This window comes from Sphingobacterium nematocida (assembly GCF_900168125.1).
In the GTDB taxonomy this organism is placed as follows: Bacteria; Bacteroidota; Bacteroidia; order Sphingobacteriales; family Sphingobacteriaceae; genus Sphingobacterium; species Sphingobacterium nematocida.
On record NZ_FUZF01000003.1, the window covers coordinates 319,362 to 337,118 of the forward strand.

A 17,757-nucleotide genomic window follows, 5' to 3' on the forward strand; every position below is an offset into this window, starting at 1 on the left:
TCACAAAGAAATTTGTAATTTTACCCAGTTAGAAACACCCCTTAAGTCGGACTTAGCATAATTAAAGTAACGTAAATGATTGACGAAATAAACGGTTCTGAGGAGAACAATTTAGACAACAACCAACAACAGGACGCCGAACAAGCCAGCAATACTATCCCATTATCAGGACTGTATGAGAATTGGTTTCTAGACTATGCATCCTATGTTATATTGGATCGGGCAGTCCCTCATATCAACGATGGGTTTAAACCCGTACAGCGTCGTATCCTTCACTCATTAAAAGAAATGGACGATGGACGTTTCAATAAGGCTGCTAATGTCATTGGAAACACGATGAAATATCACCCACATGGCGATGCTTCTATCGGAGACGCTATGGTACAGATCGGTCAAAAAGACCTTTTGATTGACTGTCAGGGTAACTGGGGAGACCCAGTGACAGGTGATTCGGCGGCAGCACCGCGTTATATTGAAGGGCGCCTCTCTAAATTCGCGAATGAGGTCGTATTTAATCCAGATACTACAGATTGGCAATTAAGTTATGACGGTAGGAACAAAGAACCTATTACGCTCCCGGTAAAGTTCCCTCTATTACTGGCACAAGGAGCAGAAGGTATCGCAGTAGGTCTAGCGACCAAGATCATGCCGCACAACTTCATTGAATTAATAGACGGCTCCATTCAAGTGCTCCAGGGAGAACGGCCAAATATATTCCCCGACTTCCCTACAGGAGGTCTAGCCGACGTTTCCAACTACAATGAAGGACAACGCGGAGGAAAAATACGAGTAAGAGCCAAAATCGAAGAGCGCGACAAAAAAACGCTAGCTATCACACAAATACCTTTTGGTACAACCACAGGAGCGCTGATCGAAAGTATAGTCTCTGCCAATGACAAAGGAAAAATTAAAATCAAAAAAATAGAGGATAATACGGCAGAGAACGTAGAGATAATTGTTCACCTGGCGCCTGGCATCTCTCCAGACGTCACTATAGACGCACTATACGCCTTTACATCCTGCGAATCCTCCATATCGCCCAATACCTGTGTCATCAAGGAAAGTAAACCTTACTTTATGAGTGTCAATGACATTCTTATCGAAAACACAGTACAAACAAAGGCTTTATTGAAACTCGAACTGGAAATCCGTCTTCGCGAATTGCAAGAGAAAATTTTCTTTAGCAACCTCTTAAAGATCTTTATCCAGGAAGGGATGTATAAACATCCAGATTACGAAAACTCTGGAGATTTTGATACCGTAGTACAGGTGTTGACCCGTCTTTTCACACCTTACTTCGACCAGTTCTATCGGGAAATAGTAGCTGAAGACTATAAAAAGCTCATCGATAAACCAATGAGTAGCATCACCAGATTCGACGTTAAAAAAGCGGACGAACAGATGAAGGCGCTCGAAGATGAGATTAAAGAAGTCAAGAAAAACCTTAGACAACTTACGGAGTTTACAATCAGCTGGTTCGAGCGGTTACGCAGCAAGTATGCCAAAGGACGTGAACGCAAAACCGAACTTCGCGTATTTGACAAAGTCGAAGCTGCTCAGGTTGCTTTGGCCAATGCAAAATTATATGTCAACCGTGCCGAAGGTTTTATCGGGACGGGTATGAAAAAGGATGAATTTGTCTCCGACTGCTCAGACATCGATGATATTATCGTATTCCGCGAAGATGGTAAATACAGTGTGGTCAAAGTACAAGACAAAATCTTTGTTGGTAAAGATATTATCCATGTCGCAGTATTCAAAAAAGGTGACGAACGTACGATCTACAATGCTATTTATGTAGACGGCCCTAATGGAACTACTTATGTAAAAAGATTCTCGGTAACTGGTGTAACAAGGGACAAAGATTATGACATCAGTAAAGGAACAAAAGGATCTAAGTTGTTACATTTCTCAGCCAATCCGAATGGAGAAGCCGAAGTGGTAAATATCCAACTCAAGCCACATACCAAATTACGGAAGACGACGTTTGATCAAAATTTTGCAGAGATCGCTATTAAAGGCAGAAGTTCGATGGGAAATATCGTTTCCAAATACCCGGTAAAGAAAATAACCTTCAAAAGTGCAGGAGTTTCTACACTCGCGGGACGCAAAATATGGTATGACGAGATATTAAAACGACTCAATGCAGATGAAAGAGGTAAATTCCTAGGTGAGTTTGATGGAGACGACAAAATACTTGTCGTATTTAACGATGGTTCTTTCGAGTTATCCAACTTCGATCTCAACAATCACTTTGACGAAAAAATGATCCGAATAGAGAAGCACTATCCGAATCATGTCTATACGGCGGTACACCAAGATGGTAAGTCCGAAGCATACTATGTCAAACGATTCGTTTTTGAAGATGTACAGGTGGGCAAACGTATCTCCTTTATCAATGAAGAACCTGGTTCTAAATTGATATTATTGACAAATAATCCAGACCCGGTCGTAAAAATTGAACAACTTAAGGGAAAATCACAAGTACCAGAAACAATAGAACAGCCGCTGAATGAGTTAATTGATGTGAAGAAAATTAAAGCTCAAGGGAATAGACTATCCTTTCACAATGTACGGAAAGTCACCAGCCTTCGAGAAGAAATCGATCTGGCAGTAACTCCAGAAAAAGAAGCGGATACGATTCCTTTAGAAATCACAAATCCCGAAGACATCCAGACCGACAATGATGGTCAGATGGGACTATTTCAATAAAAAAACAAAAGGAGCTATTTAAATAGCTCCTTTTGTTTTTAAATACCTATCCAAAAAAACTAGACCACCAAGTCTTAACTTCCCAAGAGAAAATTATAGTTCTATTAACATCTTTCGATTTTAATCAAACTACCAACAAAAAACCGCAAAAACATTTAATTAACACATCAAAAATTGCATTTCTTTGCATTTTTGTTGTAAATTAGACTTTGATTAAAGAGGTTCCCCACTATTGAGATTATGATTATGACAAAAAAAATCGCATACTTCTGTTTCCCTATATTAGCTTTATTCTCATCGCTTGACACCTTTGCTCAAGTAGATTCCACGAAATACAAAATTGTTGTTGCTTCTATCGAAGAAGGGAAATCAAAATTTGCGCCCGATAAAAGAACAAAGTTAATTGAATTGACCACCGCAGACCTCCAAAACAATTCATTTATAGTACAAACAACAGAAGTTGACGCAGTTCCTTTTTTAGAAGAAAAGTTACGAAATAGTGGTGCTCAGGTAGCAATAAAACTTTACCCAGATACTTCTGTAGGGGCAAACTCGATCGGGATTATTAATCTATCGGTTGCTAATCTACGGACAAAACCCGGTCACGCCTCTGAAATGGCATCCCAAACCCTCTTAGGAACACAGGTGGATATTTTACAGCGATCCAGAGGAGAATATAGAGTACGCACCCCAGAAGGTTATATAGCTTGGGTCCCCACGTCTTCAGTAGTAGCGATGTCAGAGACGGAGCTACAAGAGTGGAAATCGCGTAAAAAAATCGTATACATCAATGATTTTGGCAAAGCTTTATCAAAGCCAGACCAAAAAAGTGTACGCATATCAGACTTGGTCTACGGTAATATTCTAGCATTGCAAAAAGAAACCGCTCAATATTATGAAGTAGCTTATCCCGATGGAAGAATCGGATATGTACTAAAAAGCGAAGCCATTGATCTAAATCAGTGGATAAAATCTAGAAACCTTACAGCCGACAACGTATTGAGTAGTGCGAAAACCATGCTTGGTCTTCCCTACCTTTGGGGTGGCACATCTGTAAAAGGGGTAGATTGCAGTGGATTTACAAAGACTGCGTTCTTTATGAACGGTTATGTAATACCGCGGGACGCCTCGCAGCAAGTACTAGCCGGAGATCCAGTCGATATCCTAGACCAGGAAGGGCACTTTGATCCTTCAAAAGCATTAAAAAATCTAAAACCAGCGGACCTACTTTTCTTTGCTGCCGGTAAGGCCAATAGCCCCAATGCGCGTGTCACACACGTAGCACTATATATCGGCAATGGCGAATTTATCCATTCGGCAGGAACGGTACGTATCAATTCTATGTTGAAAGATGCAAACAATTATGACGACTTTCAAACTAGAACCGTTGTAGCCGCCAAACGTTATATTGGATCAAAGGATAGTGCAATAGAGCGGGTTCAGGACAATTCATTTTACAAAAAATAGTTACTAGCAGAATTATAACACAATGAACACCACACATTGGGAAACAAAGAAAATGGGAAAATTCACGTTACGCTTTAGGCCTTACACCCTAGAAATGCGTCACGTTTTTACAGTTGCATCGTTTAGTAGAACGACGACTCCCGTGGTATTGACCGAACTAGAGTACGAGGGCATCATCGGGTACGGCGAAGCAAGTATGCCCCCCTATCTAGGCGAGTCGCAGGAAAGTGTCAGCACCTTCCTACGCAAAGTAGATTTATCAGCTTTTTCATCACCTTTCGAAACAGAAGATATTCTTTCTTATGTAGATCTATTGGAAGAGAAAAACACGGCGGCCAAAGCATCCATTGATATCGCATTGCACGATTTACTGGGAAAGATTATGCAACAGCCCTTTTACAAGATCTGGGGATTAAATCCCCACCGAATCCCCCCTACCTCGTATACTATTGGTATAGATAGTGAGGATATGATTCGTAAAAAAGTAAAAGAAGCCGAACAGTTTAAAATACTGAAAGTAAAACTCGGTCTGGATACGGACAAGATGATTATTGAGACCATCCGATCAGTCACCGATGTACCACTATGTGCCGACGTAAACCAGGGGTGGAAAAATAAGGAAGAAGCATTGGAAATGGCACATTGGCTGCATGAAAAGAATGTTGTTTTCTTAGAGCAGCCTATGCCAAAAGAAATGATCGATGAGAATGCCTGGCTTACCGCACACTCTCCCATTCCGACCATCGCAGATGAGGGCTGTCAACGGTTGGTCGACGTACCGAAACTACAGGGGGTGTATACGGGGATTAACATCAAATTAATGAAATGCACAGGAATGCGCGAAGCGAAGCGAATGGCCGAGCTAGCACGTACCTTGGACTTGAAAGTCATGTTGGGATGTATGACGGAGACCTCTTGTGCAATATCTGCTGCAGCTCAACTTGCACCACTAGTAGACTGGGCAGACCTGGATGGAGCATTATTAATTGGTAACGATATTTATGACGGAATGATCGTACGTGATGGCGAGTGTATACTCCCTGATCGTCCGGGTATAGGGGTACGTAAAAACGCCTAACACCAAAACAAAAAATCTCCGGCCATGACTTTGGCCGGAGTAACCATACAAACTTAATAATTATAAACTAATAAGCCTTATTCATGAAAATTCATCTACTCACCACACTATGTGTGATGGCTAGCGCCGGTTTACAGGTTGTAAATGCGCAGCAGGTTTCAGTAGCTGGGAAGGTGACCGATCAAAATGGTGCTCCACTTTCAGGAGTGACAATCACGGTCAAAGGTACCTCTACTGCAACTTCAACAAACTCTAGTGGTCTATTCTCTTTGAATACCGACCAAAATTCAACATTACTTATTTCTGCTGTGGGATACACCCCACAGGAAATACAGGTAAACGGAAGAAAGACGATTAGTGTGACGTTAACATCGGATGAACACTCGATTGATGAGGTAGTAATAACAGCACTAGGGATCCAAAGGTCACAAAAATCATTAGGTTACTCTACCAAAAAAATTGGAGGTGATGATTTGACATTCACAAAAGAAACGAACGTTTTAGGGTCCTTAGCAGGAAAAGTAGCTGGAGCACAAGTAACAGGATCTTCGGGAGCGAATTTAGGTGGAACTCAAAAAATAAAATTAAGAGGGATTAATTCGGTTACAGGTGGGGGCCAACCTTTGATGGTTATTGATGGAACCCCTATATCAAATTCAAATTTCAGTTCAAGTAATGGAAATGGGGTCGACTTAGGAAACGTAGGACAAGATATTAACCCCGAAGATATCGAAAACATCAACATACTAAAAGGCCCAACGGCATCGGCACTCTATGGTATTCGTGGCCAGTATGGAGTTATTATGATCACTACCAAAAAAGGCAAGAAAGGCCCTAAATCAGTAGCAATAGATCTTAGCTCAGCGACTTCTTTCGAACGGGTTGGCAATTTTATGCCACTACAAAATACGTATGGCGTGGGCAATAACCAGACCTTTTTGAAATTGGCTTCGGGAGAATTCTATGTAAATGGCAACGATGAATCTTGGGGTCCAAAAATGGATGGAACGCCTGTGCGAATGTTTTATAGCTTTTATCCTCAGGATCCAGATTATGGAAAGGCTAGCCCATTCGTACCACAACCTGACAATATCAAAGATTTTTTCAATACAGGGATAAATACCAATAACGGGATTACAATAAGTGGTGGAGCGGAAAACAGCGCGATTCGATTTTCTTATAATAACGCATATATCAAAGGGACTTACCCTAATACTTGGCTTAAAAGAAACAACTTTGCTGTTAGTGGATCACTGGACATAACAAACAAACTGACCGCATCCGCTAATATTAATTATGCCAACAACAAAGGACAACGCCCTACACAAGGTTATCAAGGATCCTTTACAGGGGCGACACAATGGTTTCAAAGAAATATCGACATCAACCGATTACGGAATTATAAGTATGCTGATGGCACCATTCTAAACTGGAATGTTAATCCAAACACAACTTCAGAATTAATGGTCAATAACACACCATCAGACTGGAATAATCCATTTTTTGACGCTTATGAAAATCTAAACAACGATTCTAGGGATCGATTTTTTGGAGATGTTGGAGTGACCTACAAGATTTTCCCAGAACTTAAGGTTTCAGGTTTCATAAGAAGAGATCAATTTACACAAAACATCAGTAGAAAACTCGCTATTGGAGGACGATCAGAAAGCGCCGATGGAACTTTCAAATCAAATCAAGGATATAGTGTTGGTAAATACCAGAACGAAGAAAGCAACTATGAATTCCTTGCTCAATATGATAAAGTATGGGGAGACTTATCCCTCAATGCAAACCTCGGTGGAAATATTTACATGCGTAATTATGACTACCTCAGCCAACGTACACAAGGGGGACTGAGCTCTATTGGTTTCTATAACATCGAAGCATCAATAGATAGACCCGCTGTTGCATCTTACAAGCTAAAAGAACAAACACGATCTGCATACGTAATGACTTCCTTAGGCTATAAAGACACCTATTTTATAGATGGGTCCTTCCGAAGAGATATTTCATCAACGCTACCAAAAGATAACAATGCTTACAACTACTCATCCATTTCAGGAGCATTTGTTTTCAGTAATCTTATTGAATCAACGGTATTGAGTTTTGGTAAATTGAGGAGTTCATACGCTGTAGCAGGAGCTTCTGTACCTGCATATTCAAATCTCCTAAATTATACAGTTGGAGGAATATACACCAATGGCGCAATTAATACACTCTCAGTGCCTGACATTCTGAATAACCCCAATTTAAGGCCTTCATTTGCCCATTCATTCGAAATTGGTACAGATTTAAAATTCTTTAACAATAGATTAGGATTAGATTTCACCTACTATATGCAAAGAAACAAAGATCAGGTTATAACGCTTTCAGCGCCTGTAGCAAGTGGGTACACAGATTTTAGGGTAAATGCGGGTGATATAGAAAACAACGGGATTGAAGTCTCATTAACGGCAACCCCTATACAAACAAATAATTTCTCTTGGAACACAACGATAAATGCAGCCAAAAATAACAGTAAAATCCATGAATTAATTCCTGGTATTGACTCCTATCAATTGGATAATAATACGTATTCAAGTCAAACAGTCTATTTATATGCGAATAAAGGTGAAGCATTTGGTTCTCTTGTAGGTCCTGGCTATAAACGAGATGCAGCAACAGGTAAGATACTATTGGACAATGCTAACCTTCCAATACAGGAACTAAATAAAAATTTTGGATCTGTAATTCCAGATTTCACTGGAGGTTTTATCAATACCTTCAAGTATAAAAATATTGATTTGAATGCAATGATCGACTTTCAATCTGGAGGTAAATTTTTCAGTTGGTCAAAAATGTTAGCAGTAAAGTCTGGACAAGCAGAAGAGACCGCTGTGTTAAACAGCAAAGGCAAGAATGTCCGTGATCCATTGGCAGACGGAGGTGGGTTTGAAATCAACGGCATTTCAGAATCATCTGGACAAGAGGTTAATGCATTCGTCGATGCTCGAACATATTTTAGAAACCAAATTGGTACACGTATTTATGAAGAATGGCTGTACGATGCTTCCTATATTAAACTGAGAGAAGTTAGCTTGGGTTACACATTTAACCAAAATCAATTGGGTAAAAGCCCATTTAAAGCGATCCGCATTGCTGCAATAGCCCGAAATCCTTGGATGATTTGGCAAAAAGCGCCAAAAGGTCTTGATCCATCAGAATTATCTTCGGGTAGTGCAAACATCAGCTGGATAGAAAAAGGAGAATTACAGACCGTACGTTCATATGGTTTTAATTTAAGTGTTAAGTTTTAAATAGAAAGTCATGAAAAAGCATAATATAATGAAGTACCTATGGATTGCTATCAGTCCAATGTTAATTCTCTCCTGTACAAAATTTGACGATTCATATTATGAGGACCCGAATAGACCGAGTAAAGCTTCCGGAACCCAACTAATCGCGAATTCTCAGTTTTTTTTACCTAATGTAAGTTCAAGTGTCTATGGGGTGCATTATCCCCAATACCTTAGTCTTACAACATTCACCGACAATTCAAGGTTTATTTCAACAAACTTTAATTTTTCAACATGGTACACAGGACCATTGATGAATTTAGAGACAGTAATACGTAATGAAAAAGAGTTAAACGCTAATGAAGGACCAGTGGTCAACCAAATTGCTGTAGCTAAAATATTAAAGGCATTTTTCCTTTGGCATGTAACAGATCGCTGGGGAGACGTACCAATGACTGAAGCTTTTAATGGGATTGAGCTTCCAAATCCCAAATACGATAAACAAGAAGAAATATACAACAATCTATTCAAACTGTTAGACGATGTCAATGGTTCTATAGTTCTCACAAATGGAAATATCAAAAATGATATTGTTTACAAAGGTGATGTCGCAAAATGGAAAAAACTAGGAAACTCAATTCATATGCTTATGGCATTAAGACTTTCGAAAGTAAATCCTGAAAAAGGAAAAGCCGAGTTTGTAAAAGCAATGGATGCAGGTATTTTAACATCCAACAGTGATAACTTATCCTACCCTCACCTAGCAGAAGCAGCTCATGAGAACTTCTGGTATAACTCTTTTACTGTTCTCAAAAGGAACTGGTATGCTTTAAGCAAACCTTTAGTTGATCGTATGCTACCATACAATGATCCTCGTTTACCTGTTTTTGGCGATAAAAATAACTCAGGAGGATATGCTGGCTTAGAGTTTGGTAAACTAGTCCCCAATCCTGATGTTGATATACCAAAAATATCGCTATTTGGCAGTTCAATTAGAAAACAAGATTCACCTGTTCACCTAGTGACATATGCGCAACTATTATTCGCTAAAGCAGAAGCTGCGAAGTTAGGCTGGATAAGTGGGGGTGATAACCAAGCAAAAGCATTTTACGATGAGGCTATCAAGCAATCAATTGCACAATGGACAGGACTAACAACAGATGTAACAGCATACTTGGCCAATGCCGATATTTCTTACACACCCAATAGAGCAATAGAACAGATTGCTACTCAACGCTGGATTCACTTATTCCCATACGGTTATGAAGGTTGGGCAGAATGGAGAAGAACAGGATATCCTAACCTAACGGTTGCAGCGGATATCAATGGTGGTCAAATGCCACGCCGAGAAGGCTACCCAACACAAGAAGCATCAAATAACAAAACAAATTATGAGGTAGCTGTAAAGGCTTTCCCATACGGAGGAACTGATGGATTAAACACTAGAGTATGGTGGGATAAACCATAACCATGTATAAAGGGACGATGTAACATATCGTCCCTTTATTCTTTTCTAAAATATAGTCTTCGCAATCCCGCCATCCAATGGAATGGACGCTCCTGTGAGGAACGCTGCGTACTCAGAAGCTAAAAATGCCGCTAAATAACCATACTCGCTTGGATCTCCCAATCGATGCATGGGCACCGATGCAATACGTTGTTGACGTACCTCATCTACACCAATTCCCCTGCTTTGAGCCTGAGATTCCATCAAACTATTAAGACGATCCGTATCAAAATATCCCGTTAAGATAGAATTGACAGTAATACCCTCCGTGGCTACAGCATTCGACAAGCTCTTGCTCCACGAAACCAAAGCTGTACGCATAGTATTTGATAGAACAAGGGCATCTTGGGGTTCTTTAACTGTCATGGATGACACATTGATAATCCGACCAAAACCCTGACTTTTCATATAGGGCAATGCGAGTCGGCTGGTAAATACCGTATTTTGGAACAGCAAATCAAATGCTTGCTGATAGTCAGACTCGTCTTTCGACAGCACATCTCCCGCCTGCGGACCGTTGGTATTATTCACCAAGATATCTACGTTATGATTTGAAAAATAACCTTTCAAATTATCCTTATGCTTTTCATAGTTATTAAAATCGGTCAGCAGGACCTCATGTTGTTGCCCAAAACTTACATCCAATTCCTTTAGAACGACTTCGAGCTTATCCATTGAGCGGGCCATTAGAGTCACCTCTGCACCACATTTAGCAAGTTCTATTGCAATAGCCTTTCCAATTCCAGATGAACTCCCACCTACCAGAGCTTTTTTCCCTATTAGTTTTATTTCCATAATTATCTCCTATTGCGCTATTAAAACCGGAATTTTAACGGCGTGACGTAATTTATTTACAGTTTCTCCAAAAATAATATCTTTAAAACCATTATGTCCATGCGACCCGACAATTAAGAGGTCAATATCCAATTTCTCGACCAAACCTTTAATGGCTTTAACCCTATTGCTATATCCCAGTTCAAATGATGCATTAAATCCAAATCCGCGAAGCAGCTCTACATATTTATGGATATGCTCTTTGTCCTGTACAGATTCATAATCTCCCGTATCCTCACCGGAATAATTAACCGAGGCACTTTCTACGACATGCGTCAAGACAAAAACAACATCATCTTTGTTGAACGATAGCGCTTGGTTAATCACTGCTTCATCCGATTTGGAGAAGTCTAATGCCAAAAGTATTCTTTTTATTTGATTTGCCCGTCCGAACTCCAGCTCTTCAAAGTCAGCATGCAAATCCAATGTCGCGGGCTTACCAACGTAAGTATAAGGATAAAAAATGGTAACCAGCAGTAAAACCAGCAACCCAAGACTGCCTGCTAACAACAAAGTAGTAATCCAAAAATTTTGATATAAAGCAATCCACCCTGAAACCTCATCATATACTAATTTGAAATTTAATATCGAAATGACAACAGCGACAGTCCAAGACAATACCTTTACAAAAGGAGTGATGACAAACGCTCCCATTGTTTTTTTATCGCTCACAAAGTGTATCAAGGGAATGATAGCGAATGCCAACTGCATACTTAACAAGACCTGTGAAAAAATCAACATCTGCCCGACATAGCCTTCCCCAAAATGAAGTATCACCAAAATAGCCGGAACGATGGCCAATAATCGAGTAATAAGCCTGCGCAATAAGGGGCTAATCCGCAACCTTAAATATCCTTCCATAACGATTTGCCCCGCCAATGTCCCAGTTACCGTAGAGCTTTGTCCCGCTAAAATTAACGCTATCGCAAATAATTTGGGAGCCCATTCCGTACCAAGCATATTTCCAAGTAAGTGGTAAGCATCTCCTAATTCGGCAACTTCATGCATTCCATTTTTGTAAAAAACAGATGCTGATAAAATCAGAATAGCAGCATTGACAAAAAAGGCCAGATTCAGCGCTACCGCACTGTCTAGAAAATTGTACTTAATAGCCTTCTTAATAGACTGAAAGTTTTTGTCTATCTTCCTGGTCTGCACTAAAGCGCTGTGCAGATAAAGATTGTGCGGCATCACCGTTGCCCCAATAATCCCAATAGCTAAATACAATCCTGCTCCACTGGGTATAGAGGGGATTAAACCTTTTGCTACCTCCCCCAAATCTGGCTTTGCTAAGAACATCTCCACCACAAAACAAGCGCCTATTAATGCAATAGTCCCTACAATAAACAATTCCAGCTTCCGCATGCCTAACTTTTGTAAATAAAGAAGTAAGAATGTATCCGCGAAACTAATCATCACTCCCCAAATAAGATCGATACCAAAAAGTAAGTTTAGTCCAATAGCCATACCCAAAACCTCAGCCAGATCGCAGGCTGCAATCGCTATCTCCGCAAGTACGTACAAGAAAAAATTGGTTCGCTTAGGATACAGTTCTCTATTACATTGCGCTAAATCTTTTCCCCGCACGATTCCCAAGCGAGCGCAAAGACTCTGAAGTAGCAATGCAATCAAATTACTCATCAAAAGCACCCATAGTAAAGCATAGCCAAATGCACTACCACCAGCTAAGTCTGTTGCCCAATTTCCCGGATCCATATAACCAACCGATATCAAGTAAGCTGGACCGAAGAAACTGAGTAAACGTTTTATCCTTGAACGCCCCTGATAAACATTCACACTTTCATGAACGTCTTCAAGAGATTTATGATGGTTAAATGGCATAAAATGAGATTGCTTTAGTAACCTCAACAAAAATAGATCTATTTGTAGACAACAACGATGTAACAACAGCTTTATCGAGGATACCCCTCCTCATCCAGATCATCTCTAAAATCTTCTTCATCTTTAGCTAAATCCCGATCTAGCTTAGAAACTTTCAGATTTTTCTTATTGGTAATCCGCATTCCCGAGTTTTCAAGATCCTCTTGTTTTAAATCGTCTAAATCAGAATACTCCGAACCAACAAAGGGATTAGAAACATCATAGGTGGAGGCATCATTCTCCGCACCTCTACTCAATGTATCGTAATCTGCCGGATGATCCCAATCGGGATCATTATCCTCTACATCAAAACGATAACTTCCTTTCTCTTCGTCAAAAGCCAAATCGCTTACTTCCAATTCTTCGTCCTCATTTTCTTCGGGATCAAAATCCTCATCTGGATCGACATAATAGTTGATCAACATGATATCCTCCTTTTCTTGTAGTTATTTACTGCATATCACTCCGTATAATCTATATACAATTATGATTATAAAATAGTTTTAACACTACTGAAGAATGCGAATCCGACAGCCTACAAAATCTAACTCAAGATTTTTTAGACTTTGAAATACAGTCTGAATATCTTATATTTACTTAACCACTTTTATAAACACGAGCAGTTATGCAGACGAAAACAGAATTTTTGATCTGGGATAAAATAGTCAATAGTGCAAAAAAGCGTTTTGATTATGATCTTTATGCCAATCGATTCAAGGGCCTAGACCCCGATATTTTTGATAAACTGGTGTTACACATTATCGTTGGTTTCGCTAGTGGCGAGTGTCACGAATCTATCTCCACAAATCTACACAATGAGCTCCAACATATTGGTTTTGAAACTAGAGATGAAATAATAGATACTATCATTCAAGACAAACATGTTGTATTCAGCTGTGAAATATATGCCGCCTATCTAACTTTTTCCATGCTTGAAGATGGAGAAAGTGAAATTGAGATTTTAGGCTATGTTACCGACCTCCTAGAAAGTCCTCGGGTGTATTAAACAGGAAAACACATACAGGAATAGTGGCCATTCATATATTATTGTTAATTTCGATTAACAAACAATAACATAATGATCAATTACATCTATTTCGCTGCGTTTTGGGCTTGTCAAATCATATCTAGTATCCTATTTAGATGGGGCGGAATAAATCCAAAATATCACTGGCATGCATTGATTATTGGAAATATTATACTGCTTTCTGCAAGTTGGTTTTTAGTACAACTATTCAAAAATGTATCGCAACCGATCGTTATCGCACTGTGCTCGGGCGGTACATTTATAACGGTACAACTAGCCATGGCTTTATATTTCAAAACCTCTATTTCTTGGATGCAGATACTGGGAATATTTGTAATCGTCGTCGGAATGGTAATGATCACCTTTGGTGATAAGAATCAAGTGATTTAATAGATATACATATCAAAAAAAAAAGCTCAGTTACCTGAGCTTTTTTTCTATCCTTTTATCATGCTGATAAAGTCATCAAATAAGTAACGGGAATCGTGTGGACCAGGAGAAGATTCAGGGTGATATTGCACCGAAAAGGCTTTCTTTCCCTTAACACGTATACCTTCTATCGAGTTATCATTCAAATTGACATGAGTCACTTCAATGTTTTCCGAATTTTCAATATCTTCTCTTACAACTCCGAATCCGTGATTTTGTGAAGTAATCTCACACTTATTAGCAATAATGTTTTTTACAGGGTGATTGATACCACGATGACCGTTAAACATTTTTTGCGTACGAATACCATTTGCCAAAGCCAAAATCTGGTGCCCTAAACAAATGCCGAACATAGGCTTTTCCGCCGCCAAAATCTGTTGAACAGTGGTAATCGCATAATCCATCGCAGAAGGATCACCGGGGCCATTAGAAATAAAATAACCATCCGCTCCCCAAGCTTCCATCTCTGCAAACGTAGTTTTAGCAGGAAATACTTTAGCATGTACCTGTCTCGCATCAAAATTGCGCAAGATGTTTTTCTTAATTCCCAAATCCAATACAGCTATACGGGTGCTAGCTGTCTCATCACCGTAGAAGTAAGGCTCTTTAGTCGTCACCGAAGATGATAATTCTAACCCATCCATAGAAGGCACTTTGGCCAACGCTGCTTTTAAAGAGTCTGCATCAAGATTTTCGGACGATATAATAGCGTTCATAGCTCCTTTGTCGCGAATATGACGCACCAATGAACGCGTATCAATATCCGAAATACCAACTAAGTTCTGCTCTTCAAAATAAGACTGAATCGACTCATCAGCCATCTTACGGCTATAGTTAATATTATAATTTTTACAAACCAGTCCTGCAATCTGAATTTTATCAGACTCGGCATCATCTTCATCAATACCATAATTACCAATATGAGCATTGGTAGTCACCATAATCTGTCCAAAGTACGACGGATCGGTAAAAATTTCTTGGTATCCCGTAGTTCCGGTATTGAAACAAATTTCTCCAGTAGTTGTCCCAATCTTTCCGGCTGCCTTACCGTGAAAAACTGTTCCATCTTCTAAAACTAAAATTGCGGGTAATTTACTGTAGCTGGTCATTTTTTATATTAAAAATACTAAATAATTTCAAACTTAGAATAAGGAAAATATACCTTCTTCGCTGTGTATGATATCTCCTATCGGAAATCAAAGATCAATTTTTGGACATAAAAAAAGCCCAAATGGGCTATACGTATCAATTTCGTGATATTTCAATGTAAACATTGAACAAATTGTCCTTGGAAATCAAATCTGAAACATCAATTTTCACGAAGGACAAAGGTAGAAAGAAAAGTAACAAGTAAAAAATAAAAATAAAAAAATATCACTAGTCTTCTTCCAAGATCTCCTGTACTCGCCCAATCTGTCCATCATCCAACCGTACTTTAATGCCACGGTGATGAACCGGAGCCGAAGTCAATAGATCTTTCACAATACCCTCCGTCAAAATACCCGTACGTTGGTCTTTCTTTAATACGATATTAACTAACATACCTGGTTTAATATCAGCTCTCGTTTTTCCGTTCTTCATATATACAAAGTTAAAGATTAGAAGTCACTTACTTCAACATAATTCCCACTGAAAGGTTAAAATGCTGATGTTGAAAATCTTTCATAAAAATATTCTTGGTCAGTTGCTGATAGCCGTAACTTGCTGAAACCGTCCAGTCGGTTCTACCGGGTGTCTCATGCAGATAAAAAAAACCTCCTTTAAACAGGAAACCTTTATCATACTGTGGACTTAAGCGAGGAGCGTATCCCCCATTCACCAACATCCCTATTTTGGCGCTAGAACCAATTTCGCCAAAAGGCAGTCTTCCATCGATAAATATTGGGAATAGATTCTGATCGTAATTATATTTCTTTTGATCATCCTGATGCGGATCGTTCGTTTGGTAACTCCCTTTTAACCGTTCGTTGCCCAAACCAACTCCTAGATAGGCCTTGTCGTCGAAATTCTTCCCAAAGATAAAATGCAAAGAATAACCATTAAAGGCCCCTTTGTAACCCTCATTGGCAAATCCCAAATTACCCCCTCCTTGAATTAAGGTATAAAAAGACTGAGCGTTAAGCGCTGTACAGCAAATGAAACCTAAAAAGAGAAGCAAAAGTTTTTTCATATACATATTATGCAAATAATTATTTCAGGATCCGTCAGTTGATGAATCAGTTTTCCTTTTATCTGTTGAATAACGCTTTAACTGAGAATCTTAAACACCATCTCCCGCATCAACTCACCGTCACTGGTATTTGGCCCAGCGTTCAATCCCTTAGACTTTAAATCATACTCTCGCAATACCGCTAGTACATCAAATAGTTTACGACGGTTAAAGTTACGCGCCGCAGCATCGTATTCTTTTGTAAAAAACGGATGCACACCAAGCTCCTTCGCCACCACTGCCGAGGACTTATCCGGCAAATAATGATACTTCAGTAACTTCGTAAAATATACAGCAAGAGAACCTATTACAACAACAAAAGGATTCGACTTGGGATTTGACGCAAAATAATCGACTATCTGAACAGCCTTCAAGACCTCTCGTTTGCCCAAAGCAGAATTTAACTCAAATACATTAAAATCCTTACTAATACCGATATTTTGTTCTATATCCTGAACAGATATCTCGCGATCCTTGGGTACATTAAGTACAAGTTTCTGTACTTCATTAGCTATTTTAGACAGGTCCGTCCCCAAGTAATCTGCCATCAAAGCAGCAGCCTGAGGATGTATCTTCTGTCCATTACGTTGCAATTCTTCCGAAATCCAAGGGGCAACTTTATTATCGTAAAGCTTTTCTGATTCGAAGACAATACCCTTCTTCTCTATTGCCTTGTACAGTTTAGTACGTTTATCAAATTTACCATGCTTATAGGCAAATACCAAAATAGTAGTCGGAGTAGGCTGATCAATATACTTTGTTAAGAATGCATCATCTCCTTTCCATTTCAATCCCTGTGCCTCCTTAACAATAATCACCTGATAGTCGCTCATCATCGGATAGCGCTTAGCAGCACTTACTATCGTAGAGAAGTCCGTATCTTTACCATAAAGAATAGTTTGATCAAAGCCCTTCTGCCCTTCATTGAGAACATTATTCTCAATACTATCTGCAATTAGATCTATGTAGTATGACTCTTCGCCATGCAATAAATACAGCGGTTTAAACTTGCGTTGCTTTATATCGCTTAAGATGGGTTGTGCACTCATGACCTTACGAAAATACGCATTCTACAGGAATATATATGTAGTTGTTAAAAAATGTTGCTTTTTTAAGAACCATTAAAATATCTTTTGTCCTTGCCAGGACAGGGCCTTCATTTTTTGCTTGATCAAAAAACGAAGCAAAAAAATCAAGACTGTGTAGCCTATGTTCATCACAGCACGTAAAGCAATCAAGGCGGTTTCCTAGGTCTCCCGGCTATTGGCCTACCCAAGACTGGAAATCCTTATCTATTGCAAGATGTACTGTTGTGCTACGATAACTTTACGGCCTTTG

At 39.4% G+C, this 17,757-nt stretch carries 14 protein-coding genes; 7 read left to right on the forward strand and 7 right to left on the reverse strand.

The annotated features are described in order from the left end of the window. The first annotated feature begins 75 nt into the window (after positions 1-75). From B5X76_RS05750 to B5X76_RS05770, 5 genes are all read left to right on the forward strand, one after another. Positions 76-2,712, forward strand: coding sequence for a DNA gyrase/topoisomerase IV subunit A (locus tag B5X76_RS05750; RefSeq protein ID WP_079642072.1), 2,637 nt, complete (start codon positions 76-78; stop codon positions 2,710-2,712). Between the two features lie 246 nt (positions 2,713-2,958). Further along, positions 2,959-4,179 (forward strand): C40 family peptidase, encoded by a 1,221-nt coding sequence (locus tag B5X76_RS05755; protein WP_079642280.1) that lies wholly within the window; start codon positions 2,959-2,961, stop codon positions 4,177-4,179. 22 nt (positions 4,180-4,201) lie between these two features. Further along, entirely contained in the window at positions 4,202-5,257 is a 1,056-nt protein-coding gene (locus B5X76_RS05760; RefSeq protein ID WP_079642074.1) for a dipeptide epimerase, read from the forward strand. Positions 5,258-5,340: 83 nt separating this feature from the next. Next, positions 5,341-8,553, forward strand: a complete 3,213-nt coding sequence (locus B5X76_RS05765; RefSeq protein WP_079642076.1) for a SusC/RagA family TonB-linked outer membrane protein — start codon at positions 5,341-5,343, stop codon at positions 8,551-8,553. A gap of 10 nt (positions 8,554-8,563) precedes the next feature. After that, entirely contained in the window at positions 8,564-10,000 is a 1,437-nt protein-coding gene (locus tag B5X76_RS05770; protein ID WP_217699623.1) for a SusD/RagB family nutrient-binding outer membrane lipoprotein, read from the forward strand. 45 nt (positions 10,001-10,045) lie between these two features. Here B5X76_RS05770 and B5X76_RS05775 read toward each other — a convergent pair whose 3' ends face one another. The 3 genes from B5X76_RS05775 to B5X76_RS05785 form a co-directional block, all read right to left on the reverse strand. Next, on the reverse strand, positions 10,046-10,834 hold the full coding sequence (locus B5X76_RS05775; protein ID WP_079642079.1) for an SDR family oxidoreductase: 789 nt from the start codon (positions 10,832-10,834) through the stop codon (positions 10,046-10,048). Between the two features lie 9 nt (positions 10,835-10,843). After that, the gene (locus B5X76_RS05780) at positions 10,844-12,715 is read right to left on the reverse strand and encodes an Nramp family divalent metal transporter (RefSeq protein ID WP_079642081.1); all 1,872 of its coding nucleotides are present in this window, start codon (positions 12,713-12,715) and stop codon (positions 10,844-10,846) included. A gap of 71 nt (positions 12,716-12,786) precedes the next feature. Beyond that, positions 12,787-13,179 (reverse strand): hypothetical protein, encoded by a 393-nt coding sequence (locus B5X76_RS05785; protein WP_079642083.1) that lies wholly within the window; start codon positions 13,177-13,179, stop codon positions 12,787-12,789. A gap of 200 nt (positions 13,180-13,379) precedes the next feature. Between B5X76_RS05785 and B5X76_RS05790 the strand changes: the two genes are divergently transcribed. Next, positions 13,380-13,760, forward strand: a complete 381-nt coding sequence (locus B5X76_RS05790; protein WP_079642085.1) for a hypothetical protein — start codon at positions 13,380-13,382, stop codon at positions 13,758-13,760. A 72-nt stretch (positions 13,761-13,832) separates the two neighbouring features. Continuing rightward, positions 13,833-14,171 carry a hypothetical protein gene (locus B5X76_RS05795; RefSeq protein ID WP_245800963.1) on the forward strand — a complete coding sequence of 113 codons (339 nt, stop codon included), beginning with the start codon at positions 13,833-13,835 and terminating at the stop codon, positions 14,169-14,171. Between the two features lie 47 nt (positions 14,172-14,218). Here the strand turns inward: B5X76_RS05795 and carA are convergent, their stop codons facing one another. The 4 genes from carA to holA form a co-directional block, all read right to left on the reverse strand. Beyond that, the gene (gene carA, locus B5X76_RS05800; protein ID WP_079642087.1) at positions 14,219-15,319 is read right to left on the reverse strand and encodes a glutamine-hydrolyzing carbamoyl-phosphate synthase small subunit; all 1,101 of its coding nucleotides are present in this window, start codon (positions 15,317-15,319) and stop codon (positions 14,219-14,221) included. Positions 15,320-15,587: 268 nt separating this feature from the next. Further along, the gene (locus tag B5X76_RS05805; RefSeq protein ID WP_079642089.1) at positions 15,588-15,791 is read right to left on the reverse strand and encodes a YwbE family protein; all 204 of its coding nucleotides are present in this window, start codon (positions 15,789-15,791) and stop codon (positions 15,588-15,590) included. A 28-nt stretch (positions 15,792-15,819) separates the two neighbouring features. Further along, a complete protein-coding gene (locus B5X76_RS05810; RefSeq protein ID WP_139375217.1) occupies positions 15,820-16,380 on the reverse strand; it encodes a hypothetical protein in 561 nt (186 codons plus the stop codon). A gap of 77 nt (positions 16,381-16,457) precedes the next feature. Beyond that, on the reverse strand, positions 16,458-17,468 hold the full coding sequence (holA, locus tag B5X76_RS05815) for a DNA polymerase III subunit delta (protein WP_079642092.1): 1,011 nt from the start codon (positions 17,466-17,468) through the stop codon (positions 16,458-16,460). Positions 17,469-17,757 lie beyond the last annotated feature (289 nt).

Excerpts from the sequence above, each read along its gene's own strand:
- B5X76_RS05750 (WP_079642072.1), top strand. The coding sequence starts at position 76 with ATGATTGACGAAATAAACGGTTCTGAGGAGAACAATTTAGACAACAAC.
- B5X76_RS05755 (WP_079642280.1), top strand. The coding sequence starts at position 2,959 with ATGACAAAAAAAATCGCATACTTCTGTTTCCCTATATTAGCTTTATTC.
- B5X76_RS05760 (WP_079642074.1), top strand. The coding sequence starts at position 4,202 with ATGAACACCACACATTGGGAAACAAAGAAAATGGGAAAATTCACGTTA.
- B5X76_RS05765 (WP_079642076.1), top strand. The coding sequence starts at position 5,341 with ATGAAAATTCATCTACTCACCACACTATGTGTGATGGCTAGCGCCGGT.
- B5X76_RS05770 (WP_217699623.1), top strand. The coding sequence starts at position 8,564 with ATGAAAAAGCATAATATAATGAAGTACCTATGGATTGCTATCAGTCCA.
- B5X76_RS05775 (WP_079642079.1), bottom strand. The coding sequence starts at position 10,834 with ATGGAAATAAAACTAATAGGGAAAAAAGCTCTGGTAGGTGGGAGTTCA.
- B5X76_RS05780 (WP_079642081.1), bottom strand. The coding sequence starts at position 12,715 with ATGCCATTTAACCATCATAAATCTCTTGAAGACGTTCATGAAAGTGTG.
- B5X76_RS05785 (WP_079642083.1), bottom strand. The coding sequence starts at position 13,179 with ATGTTGATCAACTATTATGTCGATCCAGATGAGGATTTTGATCCCGAA.
- B5X76_RS05790 (WP_079642085.1), top strand. The coding sequence starts at position 13,380 with ATGCAGACGAAAACAGAATTTTTGATCTGGGATAAAATAGTCAATAGT.
- B5X76_RS05795 (WP_245800963.1), top strand. The coding sequence starts at position 13,833 with ATGATCAATTACATCTATTTCGCTGCGTTTTGGGCTTGTCAAATCATA.
- carA (WP_079642087.1), bottom strand. The coding sequence starts at position 15,319 with ATGACCAGCTACAGTAAATTACCCGCAATTTTAGTTTTAGAAGATGGA.
- B5X76_RS05805 (WP_079642089.1), bottom strand. The coding sequence starts at position 15,791 with ATGAAGAACGGAAAAACGAGAGCTGATATTAAACCAGGTATGTTAGTT.
- B5X76_RS05810 (WP_139375217.1), bottom strand. The coding sequence starts at position 16,380 with ATGAAAAAACTTTTGCTTCTCTTTTTAGGTTTCATTTGCTGTACAGCG.
- holA (WP_079642092.1), bottom strand. The coding sequence starts at position 17,468 with ATGAGTGCACAACCCATCTTAAGCGATATAAAGCAACGCAAGTTTAAA.